Below are 17,233 nucleotides of genomic sequence, written 5' to 3'. Positions count from 1 at the left end.
GAGGGGGCTCTTGAAGTCCACAGGCGACGGTGATGCGGGGAGAACCCCTCCGTCACGACGAGAAGCCGCGTCGCGCCACCTCCCCACGATGTGGGGAGGAGACGATCAGATCAGCCCGCTTCCTTCAGCTGACCTTCCAGGCCCTGCTCGCGGACCTTGCGATACAGGGTCGAGCGGCCGATCCCCAGGCGGCGGGCGATCTCGCTCATATGGCCGGCATAGACCTCGATGGCGTGCTGGATCAGGTCGCGCTCGATGTCTTCCAGCGTCCGCAGATGCCCTCGGTCGTCCAGAATGCGAATCGGCTGGTCCGCCTGGCTGGCGTGATCGGCCTGGGCGCTGGCGGCCGTGGCGGCATACAGGGGCTGGGCGTCCGGCATGGGGGCGGCGACGCCCGAGACGGCGGGGAAATCGTGCGGCTGCAGGAAGGGCGCATCGGCCAGGACGATTGCGCGGAACACGGCATTCTCCAGCTGTCGCACATTGCCGGGCCAGTCGAAGCCTTGCAGCAGGGCCAAGGTCTCGGGCGCGCAGCCGGCGATCCGCTTGCCTTCCTCGGCGTTGAAGCGGGCGATGAAATGATCGACCAGGGGCGCGATGTCCTCGCGCCGATCGCGCAGGGACGGGGCCTCGATCGGAAACACGTTCAGGCGATAGAACAGGTCCTCGCGGAAGGCGCCGTCCTTGACCTGCTGGGCGGGGTCGCGATTGGTGGCCGAGACGATGCGCACATCAATCTTGACCGGCCGCTTGCCGCCGACGGGGTCGATCTCGCCTTCCTGCAGGGCGCGCAGCAGCTTGACCTGCATGTCCAGCGGCAGTTCGCCGATCTCGTCCAGGAACAGGGTGCCGCCGTCCGCCTCGCGGAACTTGCCCAGTGTCTTGTCGACGGCGCCGGTGAAGGCGCCCTTCTCGTGCCCGAACAGGATGGACTCGATCAGATTGGCGGGCAGGGCGCCGCAGTTGACGGCGATGAAGGGCTTGCCGGCCCGGTCGCTGGCGCCGTGCAGGGCGCGGGCGATGACCTCCTTGCCGACGCCGCTCTCGCCGGTGATCAGGACGGGGATCGAGGATTTGGCGGCCCGGGCGCCCAGCGCCTTGACCATCCGCATCGGCGCGCTGTCGCCCACGATGTCGTCGAAACTGGTGCGGCCCTGGACACGCTTGGTCAGGCGTCCGACCTCGGCTGTCAGGCGCTTCATCTGCATGGCGTTGCGCACGCCGACCAGCAACCGCTCGGGCCCGACCGGCTTGACGAAGAAGTCCTGGGCCCCGGCCTGCATGGCCTTGACCACCATGTCGATGCCGCCGTTTGCCGTCAGCACGATGACCGGCTCGTTGATCCCGGCGCTGCGCAGTTCGGCCAGGCATTCAAGCCCCGACATCTCGGGCATGATCATGTCCAGCAGAATCAGGTCGGCCCCGCCGCCGCGCACCATCCGGTCGATGGCCTCGCCGCCGCTGGCGGCATGGACCACGGCGTTGCCGTCCCGCTCCAGCACGGCCTGGATCAGCCGGCGCTGGGTCGGATCGTCGTCAACGACCAGAATGGTCTTGGCCATGAAAGCCCCTTGTGCTGTCGCCCACCCCCGTCGCGGATGGATCGTTTCGGGACGATTTCTAGGAAGTCGAGGTGAAAATCGAGTGATGGGGCATGGTGTCCGCCGCGTTAACGACGGCGAGTATCGTCGCACCGAATCTCGGGAGACGCCTGCAGTTTCTGGTCCCCGACGATCAGGTCCGGCAGAGCGGCCGGAGCCGTGGTCACGCCGGTGCTCAGAGCCGATTCCAGGGCCTCGGCGTTGCGGCTGCACGAAACTTCATAGCGGGCGGCGAGGCGCCATTGCCCTTCGGCGTCCTGATCATAGGCAAGGACCGTCCGCGCCATCGCCACCAGCACATCTTCTCGGCCGTCGCCGTCCAGATCCAGCGTCCGCACGGTGCACGGACTGTCGCTCGTGCAGTTGAACAGCTGATCGACCTGGCGTTCGAGTTGCTCGGTGAAGCTGGCGGGGATGGTCTGGCCGAGCGCGGGCTGGAGCCGAATGGCCGTCGCGCGGTCGCGGCGATCGCGTGGCGTGGAGCCCGAACGATAGTCACGGGCCTTGGCGGCGCGGGCCAGGCGCGCGGTCTCGGCATCGCTGGATCGTGTCAGCACATCCAGCGCGGCCATCCCGACCTTGCCGCTCTCGAATCTCAGGAAATCATAGTCGAAGTCCCGAGCCGTGACCGCGCCGCGTTCCAGCCGCGCGATCTGGTCCTTCACCGACATCCGCGCGGGATCGGCGAGAGGGCTGAACAGGGCCAGGATGACCAGGACCGACAGGACGGCGGCGACGACATTGGTCCGCTCCAGCGGCTTCATCCAGCCGCCAGGCTTCGCCGCCGCCAGCAGATAGCCCACGCCATAGACCGCCCCCACCAGGGCGCAGGCTGCGGCGATGATCCGGTCGGGCGTCAGGCCATGCTGGCCGATCCGCAGGCCCAGTCCCCACAGGGCCAGGATGACCAGGGGCGCAATCAGGACTGAAGCGACACGCACGCCGTATTTCAGCACCACCGGCGGCAGATTGTCGGGCCGCCCGTCCTGATAGGCCGTGTTGATCAGCACGATCAGGGCGGCGGCGGCCGAAAGGACCAGGGCTGTGGCGCTGCGCGTCTCCCACAGGCCGTCCAGTCCGGTGAAGGGCAGGGCCGCCAGGAAACCGCCGACCAGCACGGTGATCACCAGCAACAGCCAGGACAGCAGCATCAGGGCCACGGTCCGCACGCCCCGGATCAGGCCGTCGCGCACGTCCGTCAGCTGGACCGCCGTGGCGAAGATCAGGACCGTGACGGGAATGGAAAACCAGGCTTCGCGCAGGATGTCCTGCAGGAAGCTGAGGCCGATCATCTTGAACAGGGCCGCGCCCAGATGCAGCAGCACCCAGAAGGCGCCGGTGAATCCCAGCGAAAGAGCCAGTTGCACCCCGGCCTTCCAGGCCACGTCGAAATATTCGGGGTAATCGACGATCCAGCGCCGTTCGCGGATCGCCGGAACGATCAGGTGATGGGCGATGAACAGAGCCGCCGCGCCGAACGCCATCACCGGGAAGCTGAGGAAGGGCGGTTCATCGTGCGGCGCCAGCACCTGACGCGCCACGTCGTGCGCGCCCAGCAAGGCCAGGATCACGGCGGCTGCGCCTGTCCACAGGGCCAGGGCCGACGGCTTGATCCGCCCCGCCCCCGCCAAAATGACCGCAGGGCCGTAACCCGTCGCCAGGGCCAGGGCGCCGAACAGGGCAGGCTGGGTCGCGGGCCAGGCATGACTGTCCGCCGCCAGATACAGCAGATACAGCGCCAGTCCCTGAAACAGGCCGGTCGCCAACCGAATAGCGAACAGGCCGGACGCCCCGCCCAGGCCTGTGCGGCCGGTGTCTTGATGCGTCGTCTCGGTCATTCATGTGTCTCCAAAATGCAGGATCGCACGCCCGGCGCCGTCGAGAAAGCGTGACGGAAGGTTGCGACTGTCGTCCGACATCCCCAGAACAGTGGTCATGAACGCTCCTTTCAAGACGCCCAGCACCGACGCCCCGCTGTGGGACCTGACCGACCTCTACGCCTCGCGCGACGACGCCAAGGTCGCCGCCGACCTGGAGAGGGCGCGGGGTCTGGTGGATTCGCTGAACGGCCTGAAGGGAAAACTGGCCGCCGAACAGGACGCCGCCGGCCTGGGCGCCGTGCTGGACCGGGCCATCCATCTGTATGAGCAGGCGTCGGACGTGCTGGGCGCGCTGGGCGCCTACGCCTTCCTGTCGGCCTCGACCGCGCGCGACGATGCGGGCGCGCAGGGGTTCGAGGCGGACGTGCGCGAGAAGATCACCGCCATCGCCACCCCCACCGTCTGGCTGACGTTGGAGATCAACCAGATCGATGACGCGGCGCTGGAGGCGGCCCTGACCGCCCACGCCGGCGCGGCGCGCTGGCGGTCGTGGCTGCGGCGTGTGCGGGCGATGAAGCCGCACGAACTGTCGGCCGAGTTGGAGACCTTCATCGCCGAGCGCGGCCCGATCACCGCCCAATGGCCGCGCCTGTTCGACGAGCAACTGGCCGCCCTGCGCGCGAAAGCGGGCAGCGAGAGCCTGACCCTGGCCGAGGCGCTGAACCGTCTGTCGGACGCCAAGCCCGCGCGCCGCAAGGCCGCCGCCGAAGGCCTGTCGGAAGCCCTGGCCGCCCGCGCCCCGACCCTGGCCCTGGTGCTGAACACGGTCGCCGCCGACAAGGCGATGGAAGATCGCTGGCGCGGTTTCAAACGTCCCGCCGACAGCCGCCACCTGGGCAATGAGGTGGACGGCGAGGCCGTGGACGCCATGGCCGAGGCCGTCGCCGCCGCCTATCCGCGCCTGTCGCATCGCTATTATGCGTTGAAGGCCAAGGCCATGGGCAAGGCGCGGCTGGACCACTGGGACCGCAACGCCCCCATCGAGACCACTGCGCCGCGCGCCTTCACCTGGACGCAGGGGCGCGAGATCGTGCTGGACAGTTTCTCTGACCTGGGCGGCGACTTCGCCGACCGGGCGGGCGGCTTCTTCGACAAGCCGTGGATCGACGGCCGAGCGCGGGCGGGCAAGCAGTCGGGCGCCTACGCCCACCCCGTCACCGCCGACCGCCACCCCTATGTCTTCCTGAACTGGATGGGCGAGCGGCGCGACGTCCTGACCCTGGCGCACGAACTGGGGCACGGCGTCCACCAGACCCTGGCGGCGGACCAGGGCACGCTTCTGGCCGACACTCCCCTGACCCTGGCCGAGACGGCGTCGATATTCGCGGAGGGTCTGACCTTCGACCGTCTGCTGGCGACGGCGCCCAAGTCGGAACAGCGCGGTCTGCTGGCCGGCCGGATCGAGGACGGGCTGAACACGGTCGTGCGCCAGATCGCCTTCCACCGGTTCGAGACCCGTTTCCACGACGAACGCCTGCAGGGCGAGGTGTCGCAACAGCGCATCAACCAGCTCTGGCTGGAGGAGATGGCCGCCTCGCTAGGGCCGTCGGTCAAGTTGAATCCCGGCTATGAACACTGGTGGGCCTACGTCAGCCACTTCGTCCATTCGCCCTTCTACGTCTACGCCTACGCCTTCGGCGACCTGCTGGTGGCGGCCCTGATGGAGGCGCGGCGCAAGGATCCTGCGGGCTTCACGCCTCTGTACCGCGAGCTGTTGGCCGGCGGCGGATCGCGCACCTATGTCGAGGCGTTGAAGCCGTTCGGTCTGGACCCGCGCGACCCGGCCTTCTGGAGCGTGGGCTGCCAAAGGCTGGAGCGTCTGGTGGATCAGTTCGAGGCGCTGGCCTGATGAACGAATGACTGCGGGCTTGAGCGGGGCGGGCGCCTCGGTGTAAGTCCGCGATAACGACGAGGGGATTTTCACGCATGGCCGACCTGCACGACACCGCCAACGCACCTGCCGACGCCGATGCGCAAGCCTATCTGCACGGCCATATGGAAGTGCACGAGCAGGTTTCGACCTATCGCCTGTTCCTGGACCTGGCCAAGTGGGGCAGCCTGGCCATCGCGGTGCTGTTGCTGTTCCTGACCCTGTGGTTCCACCCGGGCGGCAACTTCATGGCCGCCGTGATCGGCGCCGTCGTTCTGGGCGTCGTCGGCTTCGTGGCGCTGAAGTCCAAGCCCGGCGCCGCGCACTGACCGCGTCCTCGGCTGCGCCTTTGGCCGCTTCGGCGGTCTGAAATCGCGCCGCCCCGCCAAGCTTTGGCATAACCGTGCTTTGACGGCTCGCGCCGGAACGGCCTAACCTTCGTTCAACGAGAAGAACGAGGGGATTCGCTTGGCCGTCGCTATCGCCGTCACCCGTGAACGTCGCGAAGGCGAGACGCGCTGCGCCGTCACGCCCGAAACCGTCAAGAAGCTGATCGCCCTGGGCGCGACCGTCACGGTCGAGGCCGGGACGGGCCTGGGCTCGTCCATTCCCGACGCCGATTACACGGCCGCCGGTGCGACGGTGAAGCTGGACACCCACGCGGTGCTGGACGGCGCCGACATCGTGCTGAAGGTGCGTGGCCCCACGGCCCAGGAGACCAGCGCGCTCAAGCCCGGCGCCATCGTCATCGCCATGCTGGACGCCTGGCGCGACAAGGCCACGGTCGAGGCCCTGACCGGCGCCGGCGCTACCGCCTTCGCCATGGAATTCGTGCCCCGCATCACCCGCGCCCAGGTCATGGACGTGCTGTCGTCCCAGGCGAACCTGGCCGGATACCGCGCGGTGATCGAGGCGGCCTACGCCTTCGGCAAGGGGTTCCCGATGATGATGACGGCGGCCGGCACGGTCGCCCCGGCCAAATGTTTCGTCATGGGCGTCGGCGTCGCCGGACTTCAGGCCATCGCCACGGCGCGGCGTCTGGGCGCCGTCGTCACCGCCACCGACGTCCGCCCCGCCACCAAGGAACAGGTCGAGAGCCTGGGCGCCAAATTCCTGGCCGTCGAGGACGAGGAGTTCAAGAACGCCCAGACCGCCGGCGGCTACGCCAAGCCCATGTCGGCCGAGTATCAGGCCAAACAGGCCGAACTGACCGCCAGCCATGTGGTCAAACAGGACATCGTCATCACCACCGCCCTGATCCCCGGCCGCGCCGCGCCGGTGCTGCTGACGGCGGCCCATGTCGCGTCGATGAAGCCCGGCTCGGTCATCATCGACCTGGCGGTCGAGGCGGGCGGCAATGTCGAGGGCTCGAAACTGAACGAGGTCGTGACCACGGCCAACGGCGTCACCATCGTCGGCTGGTCCAACCTGCCCGGCCGCATCGCCGCCGACGCCAGCGCCCTGTACGCTCGCAACCTGTCGGCCTTCGTCGGGCTGCTGATCAAGGACGGGGCGTTGGCGGTGGATCTGGAGGACGAAATCCTGAAGGCGGCTGTGATCACCAACGCCGGGGCCGTTGTGCATGAGGGGGTTAGGGGATGATAACCGAGCTCAAAGTCTATCTTGGTCTTTGCGTAGGAATGACCCTCGTTCTCGCCGGTCTAACGATTTGGTACCCCGACGCAGACGCAAAAATGGCGCTGATCGTGGTGCCGTTCGTCATTCTGGCGGCGTTGGTGCGGTCCAACATACAACTCGCCAAGCGGGTTGAGGCGCTGGAGGGCCGGCAGCGCATTGGCGAGCTTGGACGAGACGAGAGCAGGACATAGGTCATGGAACACGTCGATCCCACCGTCTTTCGCCTGGCCATCTTCGTTCTGGCCATCTTCGTCGGCTATTACGTCGTCTGGAGCGTGACGCCGGCCCTGCATACGCCGTTGATGGCCGTGACCAACGCCATTTCCAGCGTCATCATCGTCGGCGGCCTGATCGCAGCGGCCGCCGTGTCGGGTGACGCGACCGGCCCCAGCGCCTGGATCGCCAAGGGGGCAGGCGTGCTGGCCGTGACCCTGGCCAGCGTCAACATCTTCGGCGGCTTCATGGTCACACGGCGGATGCTGGCCATGTACAAGAAGAAGGAGCGGCCGGCGCCTAAGCCCGCTCCCGAGGCGTCTTCGTGACGGATGCCGCTCAGATCGCCATCACCGGCTCCTGGGTCGCCACCGGCATCGGCTTCGGCCTGTGGCTGTACGGCTGGTTCGGCACAAAGGTCCCGATCAAGCGCCAGCGGCTACACGACTGCGGCATCGCCCTGGTTTTCTCGGCCATTCTGGTTCGCGTCGTGACCCAGGACCGGCCGCTGGGCGTCTTCGAATGGGCCCTGTTCTTCATCGGTCCGCTGTTCATCGCCGCCGCCCTGTGGCGGCTGGCGCGCACGTCTTGAGGGGAGGGGCGTGATGAACGCATCGCTGGCTGCACTGGCCTATCTGGTTTCGGGCGTCCTGTTCATCCTGTCGCTGCGCGGGCTGTCCAGCCCCGAGACCAGCCGCCAGGGCAACACCTTCGGCATGATCGGCATGGCCCTGGCCATAGGCGTGACCCTGCTGACGCTCGGCACGACGGGCGCGTTGGACACCGTGACCCTGGCCCTGATCGCGGGCGGCGTCATCGTTGGCGGCGGGACCGGCGCCCTGATCGCCAAGCGCGTCGCCATGACCGACATGCCGCAACTGGTCGCCGCCTTCCACAGCCTGGTCGGCATGGCCGCCTGCCTGGTCGCCATCGGCGCCGTCTATGCACCCGAGGCCTTCGGCATCCTTTCGGACGACGGGACGGGCATCAAGACCCTGTCGATCATCGAACTGTCGCTCGGCGTCGCCATCGGGGCCATCACCTTCACCGGCTCGGTCATCGCCTTCGCCAAGCTGAACGGCAATATGAGCGGCGCGCCGATCATCCTGCCGGCGCGGCACCTGATCAATGTCGGCCTGGCCCTGGGCCTGGTCTTTTTGATCGGCATCCTGATCGGCACCAACGGCGCCGCGACCTGGGCCTTCTGGGGCGTCTTCCTGATCGCCCTGATCCTGGGCGCGACCCTGATTATTCCCATCGGCGGGGCCGACATGCCGGTCGTCGTCTCGATGCTGAACTCCTATTCCGGCTGGGCGGCGGCGGCCCTGGGCTTCACGCTGGAGAACATCGCCCTGATCATCACCGGCGCCTTGGTCGGGTCGTCGGGCGCGATCCTGAGCTACATCATGTGCAAGGGCATGAACCGCAGCTTCATCAGCGTCATCCTGGGCGGGTTCGGCGGCGGCGATGCGGCGGCCGGCCCGGCGGGGGCAAAAGAGACGCGCCCGGTCAAACAGGGCTCGGCCGAGGACGCCGCCTTCATCATGAAGAATGCGTCCAAGGTCATTATCGTGCCCGGCTACGGCATGGCCGTGGCCCAGGCCCAGCACGCCCTTCGCGAGATGGCCGACAAGCTGAAGGAAGAGGGCGTCGAGGTGAAATACGCCATCCACCCCGTCGCCGGCCGGATGCCGGGCCACATGAACGTCCTGCTGGCCGAGGCCAACGTCCCCTATGACGAGGTGTTCGAGCTGGAGGACATCAACGCCGAGTTCGCCACCGCCGACGTCGCCTTCGTCATCGGCGCCAACGACGTGACCAACCCGGCGGCCAAGACCGACCCCACCAGCGCCATCTACGGGATGCCAATTCTTGATGTGGAAAAGGCCGGCACCGTCCTGTTCATCAAGCGCGGCATGGGCTCGGGCTATGCCGGCGTTGAGAACGAGCTGTTCTTCCGCGACAACACCATGATGCTGTTCGCCGACGCCAAGAAGATGGTCGAGGGGATCGTGAAGGGGCTGTGACGCCGCGTTTTGCTTTGCTCGTCGGCCTGTCCGGTCTCGTGGGCCTGTCGGCGTGTTCGGCGATGATGACCTTCACACTGGCAGGCGGCCTCGACCGCCCCGAGGTGACGTTCGACGATGGGCGAAAGGCCTGCGTCAATGAACTGACCGTCTATGAGGCCAACGACGCAGCGGCGCCTCTCTGGTCCATCGCAGCCGAGGGGCCGATGCGTGATGTTGCGCTACGTCGTCTATGGCCAAACGCCTCTCGGCTTCTCGGTCTTGACGCCTGCCGCGTCCCTGCGACCGGATGGCGTCTACGAAGCCGTCGGCGGCGGATCGACAACCCACCCGTTGTCGAAGATTCCGTGGAGAGGCTATGCGCGCTTCCATTTTCGCGACGGCGAGTGGCGTATCGTAGAGACGGTGGCGGACGCGCCATAGGTTGGGTCGAAGGGGCGCCTAGAGCCTTGCATCAGCCCACTATCGCAGCGCTTCTAGACCCGTTATCACGCGCTCGTGAAGACCTCCGGACACCAACGATTTGAAGCCTTGGACTCCCTGCGCGGGGTGTGCGCCATCCTTGTGGTGATGTTCCACATGCCGGTGGCAAGCCACTGGCGTGATTGGGGTTTCATTCAACATTCCTATCTTTTCGTCGATTATTTCTTCGTGCTGTCGGGCTTCGTTATCGCCCATGCCTATGCGGACCGGCTCAAGTCAGGGCGGGACGCCGGACGGTTCATGGTGCGGCGGTTCGGGCGGATCTGGCCGCTGCATCTGCTGATGCTGGCCGCCTTCGTCGGGCTGGAGCTGGCGCGGCTGGCGTTCCAGTTCGATAGCGCGCCGCCGTTCACGCGGGACCGGTCGATCGAGGCGATCTTCACCAACCTGGCGCTGATCCAGGCCTGGCATGTGCATCCCTATCTGACCTGGAACGGACCGGCCTGGACCCTGAGCGCCGAATGGGCCTGCTATCTGATCTTCGCCGGCATGGTGCTGATTGCGCCCAAGCGCTTCCGCTGGATCGGTCTGGTTCTGGCGATCATCGGGGGCGTGCTGGTGGTCAGTTACGCCCGGCGCTGGATGAACACGACCTATGACTTGGCCGTGCCGCGCGCGGTCTATGGCTTCTTCCTGGGCTGTCTGCTGCAGGGGCTGTGGACGCGCATTCCTCGGCTTAAGGGCGCCGCCGCAACGGTGCTGGAGGTCGCGGCCATCGTCGTGGCCTGCGTCTTCATCGGCTATGCCCAGGGGCCGATCACCGTGGCCGTCACCCTGGTCTTCGTGGTCCTGATCTGGGTCTTCGCGGGCGAGGACGGCGCCCTGTCCCGCGTGCTGGATCGTCCGGCGCTGGTCACCCTGGGGCGATGGTCGTTCGCCATCTACATGGTCCACATGTTCATCCTGACCGTGATGATGATCGTGGCTCGGAAGCTGGGCTGGGTGCCGGTGCGACGCATCGATTTCGGCTCGGTCTGGCTGAACGACCTGTTCGCTGTCGCCATGTTCGGCTTCATCGTGGCCGTGGCGGTCGTCGCTCACAGACTGGTCGAACAGCCTGCGCAGCGGATGATCGACCGCTGGACCAAGCCGAAAGCCGCCTGACCTCAGGCCGCCATCAGCCAGGGCGTTTCCGCCGGGTCCGACCGGGCCTCGTCCCACAGGGCGTCCTCGTCCGAATAGCGGGCGATGGCGGCGGCGGAGATGACGTCCACCACCTGTTCCTCCAACCGATCCCAGATGACGGCGAGGTCCGACGATCCGTCGGCCTCGCACGGCACGATCAGATAGCGGTTGGCGTTGACGGCGGCATTGGGTTGGAAACGGGCCATTTGATGATCTCCTGAAGCGGTAGGCCTCTTGTCGATGATGGTGTTATGGCGCACTGATGCGTCAGAAACGGACGTATCGTTCAGGAGCGACGGTGAGACACGACAAGGCGGCCATGGTGATCGACTTGGCGCGGCGGCTGGCCGCCAGCGCCGAGGGCCTGACCCTGGACGAGATGGCGCGCGACATGCGCGTCAGCCGTCGCACGGCAGAGCGGATGCGCGACGCCGTCTTCATGCTGTTCCCGACGGTGGAGGAGGTGTCGGACCCGCCGTCGAAACGCTGGCGCATTCGCGGCGGCCTGTCCGCCTTCGAACAGGCCCCGACCTCGACCGAGATGCTGGAGCTGTCCAAGGCGGCGACCGCCCTGCGCGCAGCGGGCGAACCGGCGCGGGCGGCGGCGCTGGAGGGGCTGGAGCGGAAACTGAAGGCGGCGATGCGGTCCACCACCTTGAACCGGATGGCCCCGGATCTGGAGGCACTCGTCCGGGCAGAGACCATCGCCGTCCAGGCCGGCCCGCGTCCGTCGGCGGATGAAGGCTTGCTGACCGCCATTCGCGGGGCGGTGCTGGCGCAACAGCCGCTGGGCTTCACCTACTCCCGGCCGGGCGCCGAGCCCCGCCGACGCAGCGTCGCCCCCTGCGGCGTCATGTTTGGCCGCGCCAACTATCTGGTCGCCGCCGACCGCGAGACCGGCCGCATCCAGACCTTCCGCCTGGACCGGATGAGCAGCGTCGCGCCGCAGGACGGGGTGGCGGTCCCGCCCGCCGACTTCGACCTGGGCGTCTTCGCCAGCCAGTCGTTCGGCATCTATCAGGACGAGATCGAGGAGGTGGTCCTGCGTATCGCTCCCGCAGGCGCGGCCGAGGCCAAGAGCTGGCGCTGGCACCCGACCCAGTCGTTCGAGGACCAGGTGGACGGGGCCGTCATCGTGCGCTTCCGGGCCTCGGGCATGCGTGAACTGGCCTGGCACCTGTTCACCTGGGGCGAACAGGCCGTGATCCTGGCGCCCGAACGGCTGAAGGCGGTCATGGCCGGGGAACTCGCCGCCGCCGGGCGCGCTCTTGAGCGGGCCAAAGCATGACGGAACGGTAAGCTGACGCAGGCCGCGCCGCGTTTATGCTCAGCCGATCTGTCTGGAGCCTGCTTCTTGCGCCTGAAAGCCTTTGCCGTTTCCACCGCCCTGACGGCGGCCCTGCTGGGCGCCTGCGCCACGGCCGCCCCCGCCCAGGGCGTCTTCGCGCAGCAGGCCGAGCCTGCGGTCACGGTGACCCGCGACGGCGACGACTGGACGGCGGACTACGTCTTCGACCGGGATGCGCCGGTCTGGGCCTTCATGGATTCAGCCCTGATCACCGAGGTTCGCCAGCCCTGGCGACAGTCCCAGTGGACGGTCGAGACGCCGGGCGTGGTGATGGAGCGCCGAGGCGCCTACGACATCCTTCGCAGCCTGGACGGCGGTCCCGTGCCGCGTCGCGTGCGCTTCTCGATCCGCCCCAGGGCCGTCGATCTGGAAGCGCAGTATGGCACCCTGACGTTTTCCGATGGCGCGGTCGCCCTGCCGACGCGCCAGTTCGATGTCTTCCCCTTGCCGTCGGTCGCAGCGGCGCAGGCCATGCCGGCGGATTTGAACGGCGTCGACCTCGCGGCGGGCCCGTCGCGGGTGACCTGGCGCGATACGGCAGGGCCTGTGCTGTTCAACGGCAAGCGCCGCCCCAACCTGACCACGACGGACGAGCGCAGCTATGTGCTGCTGGGCCAGGCGCGGGTCACCCCCGGCGACGGACTGACCACCGTCATGGACCCCAATCTGCCGTCCTGGATCGGGGAGGAGATCCGAGGCTTTGCGCCCCACGTCGGCGACTATTACCGCAACCGCCTGGGCGATCCCGGCGTCGGCAGCGAGACCTCGACCGTCATGGTCAGCTGGAACGGCCCGACCGAGCGGATGTCGAGCATGGGCGGCAGCGTCCTGCCCGGCCTGATCGTCATGCAGTTCGAAGGCGTCGGCGTGATGCGGCCGAACCAGGAGATGCTGGAGCGGTCGCGCTGGTTCATCGGCCATGAGAGCGCGCATTTCTGGCTGGGCCAGACCGTCCGCTACGAATACGCCCGCGACATGTGGATCACCGAGGGCGGGGCCGACCTGATGGCGGTGCGGGCGCTGAAGGCGTTGGACCCGACCTATGACGCGCGCGCCGAACTGCAGAAGGAGGTCGACGACTGTATCGACCTGTCGGCCGGTCGGGCGGTCGTGACGGCGGCGGAGCGTGGCGAACACCGCGCCTACTATGCCTGCGGGGCCGTGTTCGCCATGGCGGCCGAGGGCGCGCAGAACCAGCGGAGCGGCGGGGACTGGTTCGACTTTCTGAGGCCTCTTCTGGCGGCCAATCGTCAGGACGGGGTGCTGACCCGTGCCGAGTGGCTGAACGCCCTGACGCGGGTTTCGCGCGATCCGACGCTCGCCAACGACATCTCGGGGCTTCTGGATCGGGGCGCGACCGATCCCGCCGCCGTCGTCGCCCGCCTGTTTCAGCGAACCGGCGTCGGGTTCAGGCGCGAAGGCGGCCGCATCATCCTGAACTGACCGGGCAACCGGAGGCTTGCACGCCGCGTTGTGGGCGGATGAAACCTTCACTGTTCCCGATCGTCGCCGTCCTTCTGCTCTCGGCTTGCGGCGATCGGCGCGTCAATCCGCCGGACGAGCCGGCCCAGCCGGTCAGGACGCCCGAAGCGATGCAGCCGGTGGAGGCGCCCGGACCCACTTCGCTGGCGTCGCGCGGGCCGCGCAGCTTCGTCGGCGTGTGGGCGGCGAACCCGGCCTGGTGCGCCGCGCCTCAGGGCGACCGTCGACCCATCACGATTACACCCCTGCGGTTCGCAGGCTATGAGAACAGCTGCGACATCACCGCCATTCAGGAGACCGGCTCCGGCTATCTGGCCACCCTGTCCTGCGTCGGCGAGGGCCAGGCCCGCACCGAGCGGGTGCATATGGCGACCAGCGGCGAGCTGATGAACCTGACCTACCTCGACCGGAGCCGGACGACGGTCAAACTGGCGCGGTGCCCCGGTTCGCCTCGGGCGCCGGATCCGGCCAATCCGCTGGAGAAGATGATGAAGGGGCAGGGGACGGCCGCCCCCGCCGTCCCGCCTAGCTGAACAGGAAGTTCATCACGTCGCCGTCCTTGACGACATAGGCCTTACCCTCGGCGCGCAGCTTGCCGGCCTCGCGCGCCTTGGCCTCGCCGCGCAGGGCGACGAAGTCCTCGTAGGCGATGGTTTCGGCGCGGATGAAGCCCTTCTCGAAGTCGGTGTGGATCACGCCGGCCGCCTGCGGGCCGGTGGCGCCGACGGGGATGGTCCAGGCGCGGGCTTCCTTCGGGCCGACCGTGAAATAGGTCTGCAAGCCCAGGAGCTTGTAGGCCTCGCGGATCAGGCGGTTCAGGCCGGGTTCTTCCAGACCCAGGGTCTCGAGAAACTCCTTCTGCTCCTCGTCATCCAGCACGGCGATCTCGGATTCGATCTGGGCCGAGATGACGACCGAGTTGGCGTTGTCCTGGGCGGCGCGCGCGGCGACCCTGTCGGACAGGTCGTTGCCCTTGTCGGCCGAACCTTCCTCGACGTTGGAGACGTAGAGGGCGGGCAGGGCGGTCAGCAGTTGCAGCATGTGCCAGGCCTTGGCGTCCTCCTTGGACACTTCGGCGGTGCGGGCGGGCTTGCCGGCGTTCAGCTGGGCCAGGGCCAGATCGACCAGCTTCAGCGTCAGGCCGGATTCCTTGTCACCGCCCTTGGCGCGTTTTTCGAGCTGGGGCCGACGGCGCTCCAGGCTTTCCATGTCGGCCAGCATAAGTTCGGTCTCGATGATCTCCAGATCGGCGATCGGATCGATGCGGTCCTCGACGTGGGTGATGTCGTCATCGACGAAGCAACGGGCCACGAAGGCCACGGCGTCGCAGTCGCGGATGTTGGCCAGGAACTGGTTGCCCAGGCCCTCACCCTTGGACGCGCCGCGCACCAGGCCGGCGATGTCCACGAAGGTGATGCGCGAAGGGATGATCTCCTTGGACCCGGCGATCTCGGCCAAGGCGTCCAGACGCGGCTCCGGCACAGCCACGTCGCCGGTGTTCGGCTCGATGGTGCAGAACGGATAGTTGGCCGCCTGGGCCGCCGCCGTCTTGGTCAGGGCGTTGAACAGGGTGGACTTGCCGACATTGGGCAGGCCGACGATCGCGACTTTAAGAGCCATGGTATTCCTCGGAGAAGGCGCGAGCCTTTAGCGGGTTACGATCCGTTTGTCAGGCTCGCGCTTCAAAAGAGGTCGTCAGTGGCCGCCGTGCGCCATTCCGGCCATGCCGCCGACCGGCGGGGTGCGGACCTGGGCCTGGACCGTCACCTCCGGCGCCGAGGCGAAACGCAGGGTCAGGGGCACGGTCTCCCCCTCCGCCATGGGCCGGTCCAGCCCGATCAGCATCAGGTGGTTTCCGCCGGGCGCCAGACCGACGGTTTCACCGGCGGGCAGGGGCAGGCCGTCCTTTATCTGGCCCATCTTCATCATGCCGTCGGTGGTGGTCATCTCGTGAACCTGCACCTCTGCGGCGCGCGGGCTTGATCCTCCGACCAGCCGGTCATCGGTCGAGGCCAGGATGGTGGCGAAACAGCCGCCGGCCTTGGCCCCGTTGGGCGAGGTTCGGCACCAGGCGTCGGTCACGGCGACGCTGGCGACCTTGGCGTCGTCGGCCGGTTGGCTGCAGGCCGCCAGGACAAGCAGGGCGGCGGGGGCGAGCAAGCGTTTCATGGTCGAAAACTCCGTCAGGAAAGGGCGGGCCGTCGCCCAACCGCCAACTGCACGACACGATCGACGAGCAGGGCGGCCAGCAGGCTGAGGCCGGTCAAGGGATAAAGGATGGCGAGGGGCAGGACGATGGCCAGCACGGCGGTGCGCAGGCGCGCGCCGGGCGGCGCGGGCGGGGCGCCTAGGCGAAGGCGGGCCGGATCGGGCGGACGGCGTTTCCACCAAATCATCAGGCCGCTGATCGCCAGCAGCCAGACGCCGATGCAGCCCGCCAGCATGATGATGCGGTTGATCCAGCCGTACTGCATGCCCTGGTGGACGGCGATTCCCCATTCGAACGCCTTGGCGCCGACGCCGAACTGGCTCCAACGCACATCGGCCTTCACCGCGCCGGTCTGGCCGTCGACATACAGGCTGCGGGCGTCCTCCGCCCGTCTCGTCTGGCGGGCCACGTTCCAGGCCAGGTTGGCGGTCTGGGGAATATTGATCAGGTAAGGTCGAGGCATGGCCTGCCCGTCCGCGACCGCCATGACCCGCGCCAGGCTGGGGTCGTGGGCCGTCTGGCCATAGAGAACAGCATGCTCCATCGTCCAGCCGACGCCCGAGGGATCGTCGTGGTGGGCGGCGTGGCCCCAGACGCTGGCGGCGGCGGGCGCTGGAGGGCGGCCCAGGCCGGTCTCGCGCACCACGGTCATGAACCGGTCGCCCCAGACAGCCGACCAGGGCATGCCGGTCACCGCCAGGAACAGCACCACCCCGCCGACGTAGAAACCGGTCAGGGCGTGGACGTCGCGCCAGAAGGGCCGACGTCGGGCGTCGGTGGGTTCCAGGGCGAAGGTCGCGACCTTCCGCCCTCTCGGCCACCACAGATACAGGCCCGTGGCGAACAGGATGATGGCCCAGCCCGCGACGATCTCGACCACCAGGTTCATCGCCGTGCCGAACAGGCTCATGGAATGGATCGTTTTGATCGTCTCCATCACCCCGCCATAGCCCGTGACGCCGGTGATGCGCGCGGTGTGCGGATCGACGAAGACGGTCCTGCGCGAACCGTCCGGGCGATCCACGCGAATCCGCACCGCCTCGTCGCTGCGGGCCGGAACCAAGACGTTGACCACGCGGCCCCCGCCGGCCTGGGCCGCGACCGGCAGCCAGGCGTCCGGCGAGGTTAAGCCGGGGGCATCCGACACCTGGATCATCGGGCGATAGATCGCGTGGTCGATCTCGTCCTTGAAAAGGTACAGCCCTCCCGTCAGGGTCAGCAGCAGCAGGAAGGGCATGACGAACACGCCCGCATAGAAGTGCCATCGCCAGACGACGCGATAGGCGCCGGAAAGAGCCGGTTCGCCGTCGATTTCAGTCTTGGACATTCACAGTCTCCGAAGAGGAGGGGACGACGC

At 67.7% G+C, this 17,233-nt stretch carries 17 protein-coding genes; 11 read left to right on the top strand and 6 right to left on the bottom strand.

The window, feature by feature from the left end; translation table 11 throughout:
- Positions 1 to 110: 110 nt before the first annotated feature.
- Together ACODSC_RS08070 and ACODSC_RS08065 are read right to left on the bottom strand one after the other, a co-directional pair.
- Positions 111 to 1,562: a sigma-54-dependent transcriptional regulator gene (locus tag ACODSC_RS08070; protein ID WP_135195125.1), complete on the bottom strand. Its 1,452-nt coding sequence runs from the start codon at positions 1,560 to 1,562 to the stop codon at positions 111 to 113.
- 107 nt (positions 1,563 to 1,669) lie between these two features.
- Complete coding sequence (locus tag ACODSC_RS08065) at positions 1,670 to 3,439, bottom strand: FG-GAP repeat domain-containing protein (RefSeq protein ID WP_488813364.1); 1,770 nt, start codon at positions 3,437 to 3,439, stop codon at positions 1,670 to 1,672.
- Between the two features lie 97 nt (positions 3,440 to 3,536).
- Here ACODSC_RS08065 and ACODSC_RS08060 point away from each other — a divergent pair, with 97 nt between their 5' ends.
- The 8 genes from ACODSC_RS08060 (at position 3,537) to ACODSC_RS08025 (ending at position 10,816) form a co-directional block, all read left to right on the top strand.
- On the top strand, positions 3,537 to 5,330 hold the full coding sequence (locus ACODSC_RS08060) for a M3 family oligoendopeptidase (protein ID WP_488813363.1): 1,794 nt from the start codon (positions 3,537 to 3,539) through the stop codon (positions 5,328 to 5,330).
- A 77-nt stretch (positions 5,331 to 5,407) separates the two neighbouring features.
- The gene (locus ACODSC_RS08055) at positions 5,408 to 5,680 is read left to right on the top strand and encodes an aa3-type cytochrome c oxidase subunit IV (RefSeq protein ID WP_488813362.1); all 273 of its coding nucleotides are present in this window, start codon (positions 5,408 to 5,410) and stop codon (positions 5,678 to 5,680) included.
- A gap of 139 nt (positions 5,681 to 5,819) precedes the next feature.
- Complete coding sequence (locus ACODSC_RS08050) at positions 5,820 to 6,953, top strand: Re/Si-specific NAD(P)(+) transhydrogenase subunit alpha (RefSeq protein WP_488813361.1); 1,134 nt, start codon at positions 5,820 to 5,822, stop codon at positions 6,951 to 6,953.
- A 92-nt stretch (positions 6,954 to 7,045) separates the two neighbouring features.
- On the top strand, positions 7,046 to 7,180 hold the full coding sequence (locus ACODSC_RS08045) for a hypothetical protein (RefSeq protein ID WP_488813360.1): 135 nt from the start codon (positions 7,046 to 7,048) through the stop codon (positions 7,178 to 7,180).
- Between the two features lie 3 nt (positions 7,181 to 7,183).
- Positions 7,184 to 7,531: an NAD(P) transhydrogenase subunit alpha part 2 gene (locus tag ACODSC_RS08040; RefSeq protein ID WP_488813359.1), complete on the top strand. Its 348-nt coding sequence runs from the start codon at positions 7,184 to 7,186 to the stop codon at positions 7,529 to 7,531.
- A complete protein-coding gene (locus ACODSC_RS08035; RefSeq protein ID WP_488813358.1) occupies positions 7,528 to 7,794 on the top strand; it encodes a hypothetical protein in 267 nt (88 codons plus the stop codon). The genes ACODSC_RS08040 and ACODSC_RS08035 overlap by 4 nt, the downstream gene beginning before the upstream one ends.
- A 13-nt stretch (positions 7,795 to 7,807) precedes the next feature.
- Positions 7,808 to 9,229: an NAD(P)(+) transhydrogenase (Re/Si-specific) subunit beta gene (locus ACODSC_RS08030; protein ID WP_159850076.1), complete on the top strand. Its 1,422-nt coding sequence runs from the start codon at positions 7,808 to 7,810 to the stop codon at positions 9,227 to 9,229.
- Positions 9,230 to 9,760: 531 nt separating this feature from the next.
- Positions 9,761 to 10,816: an acyltransferase family protein gene (locus ACODSC_RS08025; RefSeq protein ID WP_488813357.1), complete on the top strand. Its 1,056-nt coding sequence runs from the start codon at positions 9,761 to 9,763 to the stop codon at positions 10,814 to 10,816.
- Between the two features lie 2 nt (positions 10,817 to 10,818).
- Here ACODSC_RS08025 and ACODSC_RS08020 read toward each other — a convergent pair whose 3' ends face one another.
- The gene (locus ACODSC_RS08020; RefSeq protein WP_488813356.1) at positions 10,819 to 11,043 is read right to left on the bottom strand and encodes a hypothetical protein; all 225 of its coding nucleotides are present in this window, start codon (positions 11,041 to 11,043) and stop codon (positions 10,819 to 10,821) included.
- Positions 11,044 to 11,135: 92 nt separating this feature from the next.
- On the opposite strand from ACODSC_RS08020, the gene ACODSC_RS08015 reads away from it, so the two are divergent.
- The 3 genes from ACODSC_RS08015 (at position 11,136) to ACODSC_RS08005 (ending at position 14,200) form a co-directional block, all read left to right on the top strand.
- Positions 11,136 to 12,125, top strand: coding sequence for a helix-turn-helix transcriptional regulator (locus tag ACODSC_RS08015; protein ID WP_488813355.1), 990 nt, complete (start codon positions 11,136 to 11,138; stop codon positions 12,123 to 12,125).
- 66 nt (positions 12,126 to 12,191) lie between these two features.
- Positions 12,192 to 13,628 carry a hypothetical protein gene (locus ACODSC_RS08010; protein ID WP_488813354.1) on the top strand — a complete coding sequence of 479 codons (1,437 nt, stop codon included), beginning with the start codon at positions 12,192 to 12,194 and terminating at the stop codon, positions 13,626 to 13,628.
- A gap of 38 nt (positions 13,629 to 13,666) precedes the next feature.
- Positions 13,667 to 14,200: a hypothetical protein gene (locus ACODSC_RS08005; RefSeq protein WP_488813353.1), complete on the top strand. Its 534-nt coding sequence runs from the start codon at positions 13,667 to 13,669 to the stop codon at positions 14,198 to 14,200.
- Here the strand turns inward: ACODSC_RS08005 and ychF are convergent.
- From ychF to ACODSC_RS07990, 3 genes are all read right to left on the bottom strand, one after another.
- On the bottom strand, positions 14,193 to 15,287 hold the full coding sequence (ychF, locus tag ACODSC_RS08000) for a redox-regulated ATPase YchF (RefSeq protein ID WP_488813352.1): 1,095 nt from the start codon (positions 15,285 to 15,287) through the stop codon (positions 14,193 to 14,195). The two genes, ACODSC_RS08005 and ychF, sit on opposite strands and share 8 nt — an antisense overlap.
- A gap of 75 nt (positions 15,288 to 15,362) precedes the next feature.
- Positions 15,363 to 15,836 carry a copper chaperone PCu(A)C gene (locus ACODSC_RS07995; protein WP_488813351.1) on the bottom strand — a complete coding sequence of 158 codons (474 nt, stop codon included), beginning with the start codon at positions 15,834 to 15,836 and terminating at the stop codon, positions 15,363 to 15,365.
- Positions 15,837 to 15,850: 14 nt separating this feature from the next.
- Complete coding sequence (locus ACODSC_RS07990; protein ID WP_488813350.1) at positions 15,851 to 17,203, bottom strand: PepSY-associated TM helix domain-containing protein; 1,353 nt, start codon at positions 17,201 to 17,203, stop codon at positions 15,851 to 15,853.
- Positions 17,204 to 17,233: the final 30 nt, after the last annotated feature.

The sequence above is a fragment of the Brevundimonas sp. FG128 genome (assembly GCF_057809775.1).
The sequence above is the reverse complement of the archived record's forward strand: the minus strand, read 5'-3'. Positions and strand labels throughout refer to the sequence as shown.

Coding starts and splice junctions, on each gene's coding strand:
- ACODSC_RS08040 (WP_488813359.1), top strand. CDS start 7,184: ATGGAACACGTCGATCCCACCGTCTTTCGCCTGGCCATCTTCGTTCTG.
- ACODSC_RS07995 (WP_488813351.1), bottom strand. CDS start 15,836: ATGAAACGCTTGCTCGCCCCCGCCGCCCTGCTTGTCCTGGCGGCCTGC.
- ACODSC_RS08070 (WP_135195125.1), bottom strand. CDS start 1,562: ATGGCCAAGACCATTCTGGTCGTTGACGACGATCCGACCCAGCGCCGG.
- ACODSC_RS08045 (WP_488813360.1), top strand. CDS start 7,046: ATGGCGCTGATCGTGGTGCCGTTCGTCATTCTGGCGGCGTTGGTGCGG.
- ACODSC_RS08005 (WP_488813353.1), top strand. CDS start 13,667: ATGAAACCTTCACTGTTCCCGATCGTCGCCGTCCTTCTGCTCTCGGCT.
- ychF (WP_488813352.1), bottom strand. CDS start 15,287: ATGGCTCTTAAAGTCGCGATCGTCGGCCTGCCCAATGTCGGCAAGTCC.
- ACODSC_RS08055 (WP_488813362.1), top strand. CDS start 5,408: ATGGCCGACCTGCACGACACCGCCAACGCACCTGCCGACGCCGATGCG.
- ACODSC_RS08065 (WP_488813364.1), bottom strand. CDS start 3,439: ATGACCGAGACGACGCATCAAGACACCGGCCGCACAGGCCTGGGCGGG.
- ACODSC_RS08060 (WP_488813363.1), top strand. CDS start 3,537: ATGAACGCTCCTTTCAAGACGCCCAGCACCGACGCCCCGCTGTGGGAC.
- ACODSC_RS08030 (WP_159850076.1), top strand. CDS start 7,808: ATGAACGCATCGCTGGCTGCACTGGCCTATCTGGTTTCGGGCGTCCTG.
- ACODSC_RS07990 (WP_488813350.1), bottom strand. CDS start 17,203: ATGTCCAAGACTGAAATCGACGGCGAACCGGCTCTTTCCGGCGCCTAT.
- ACODSC_RS08020 (WP_488813356.1), bottom strand. CDS start 11,043: ATGGCCCGTTTCCAACCCAATGCCGCCGTCAACGCCAACCGCTATCTG.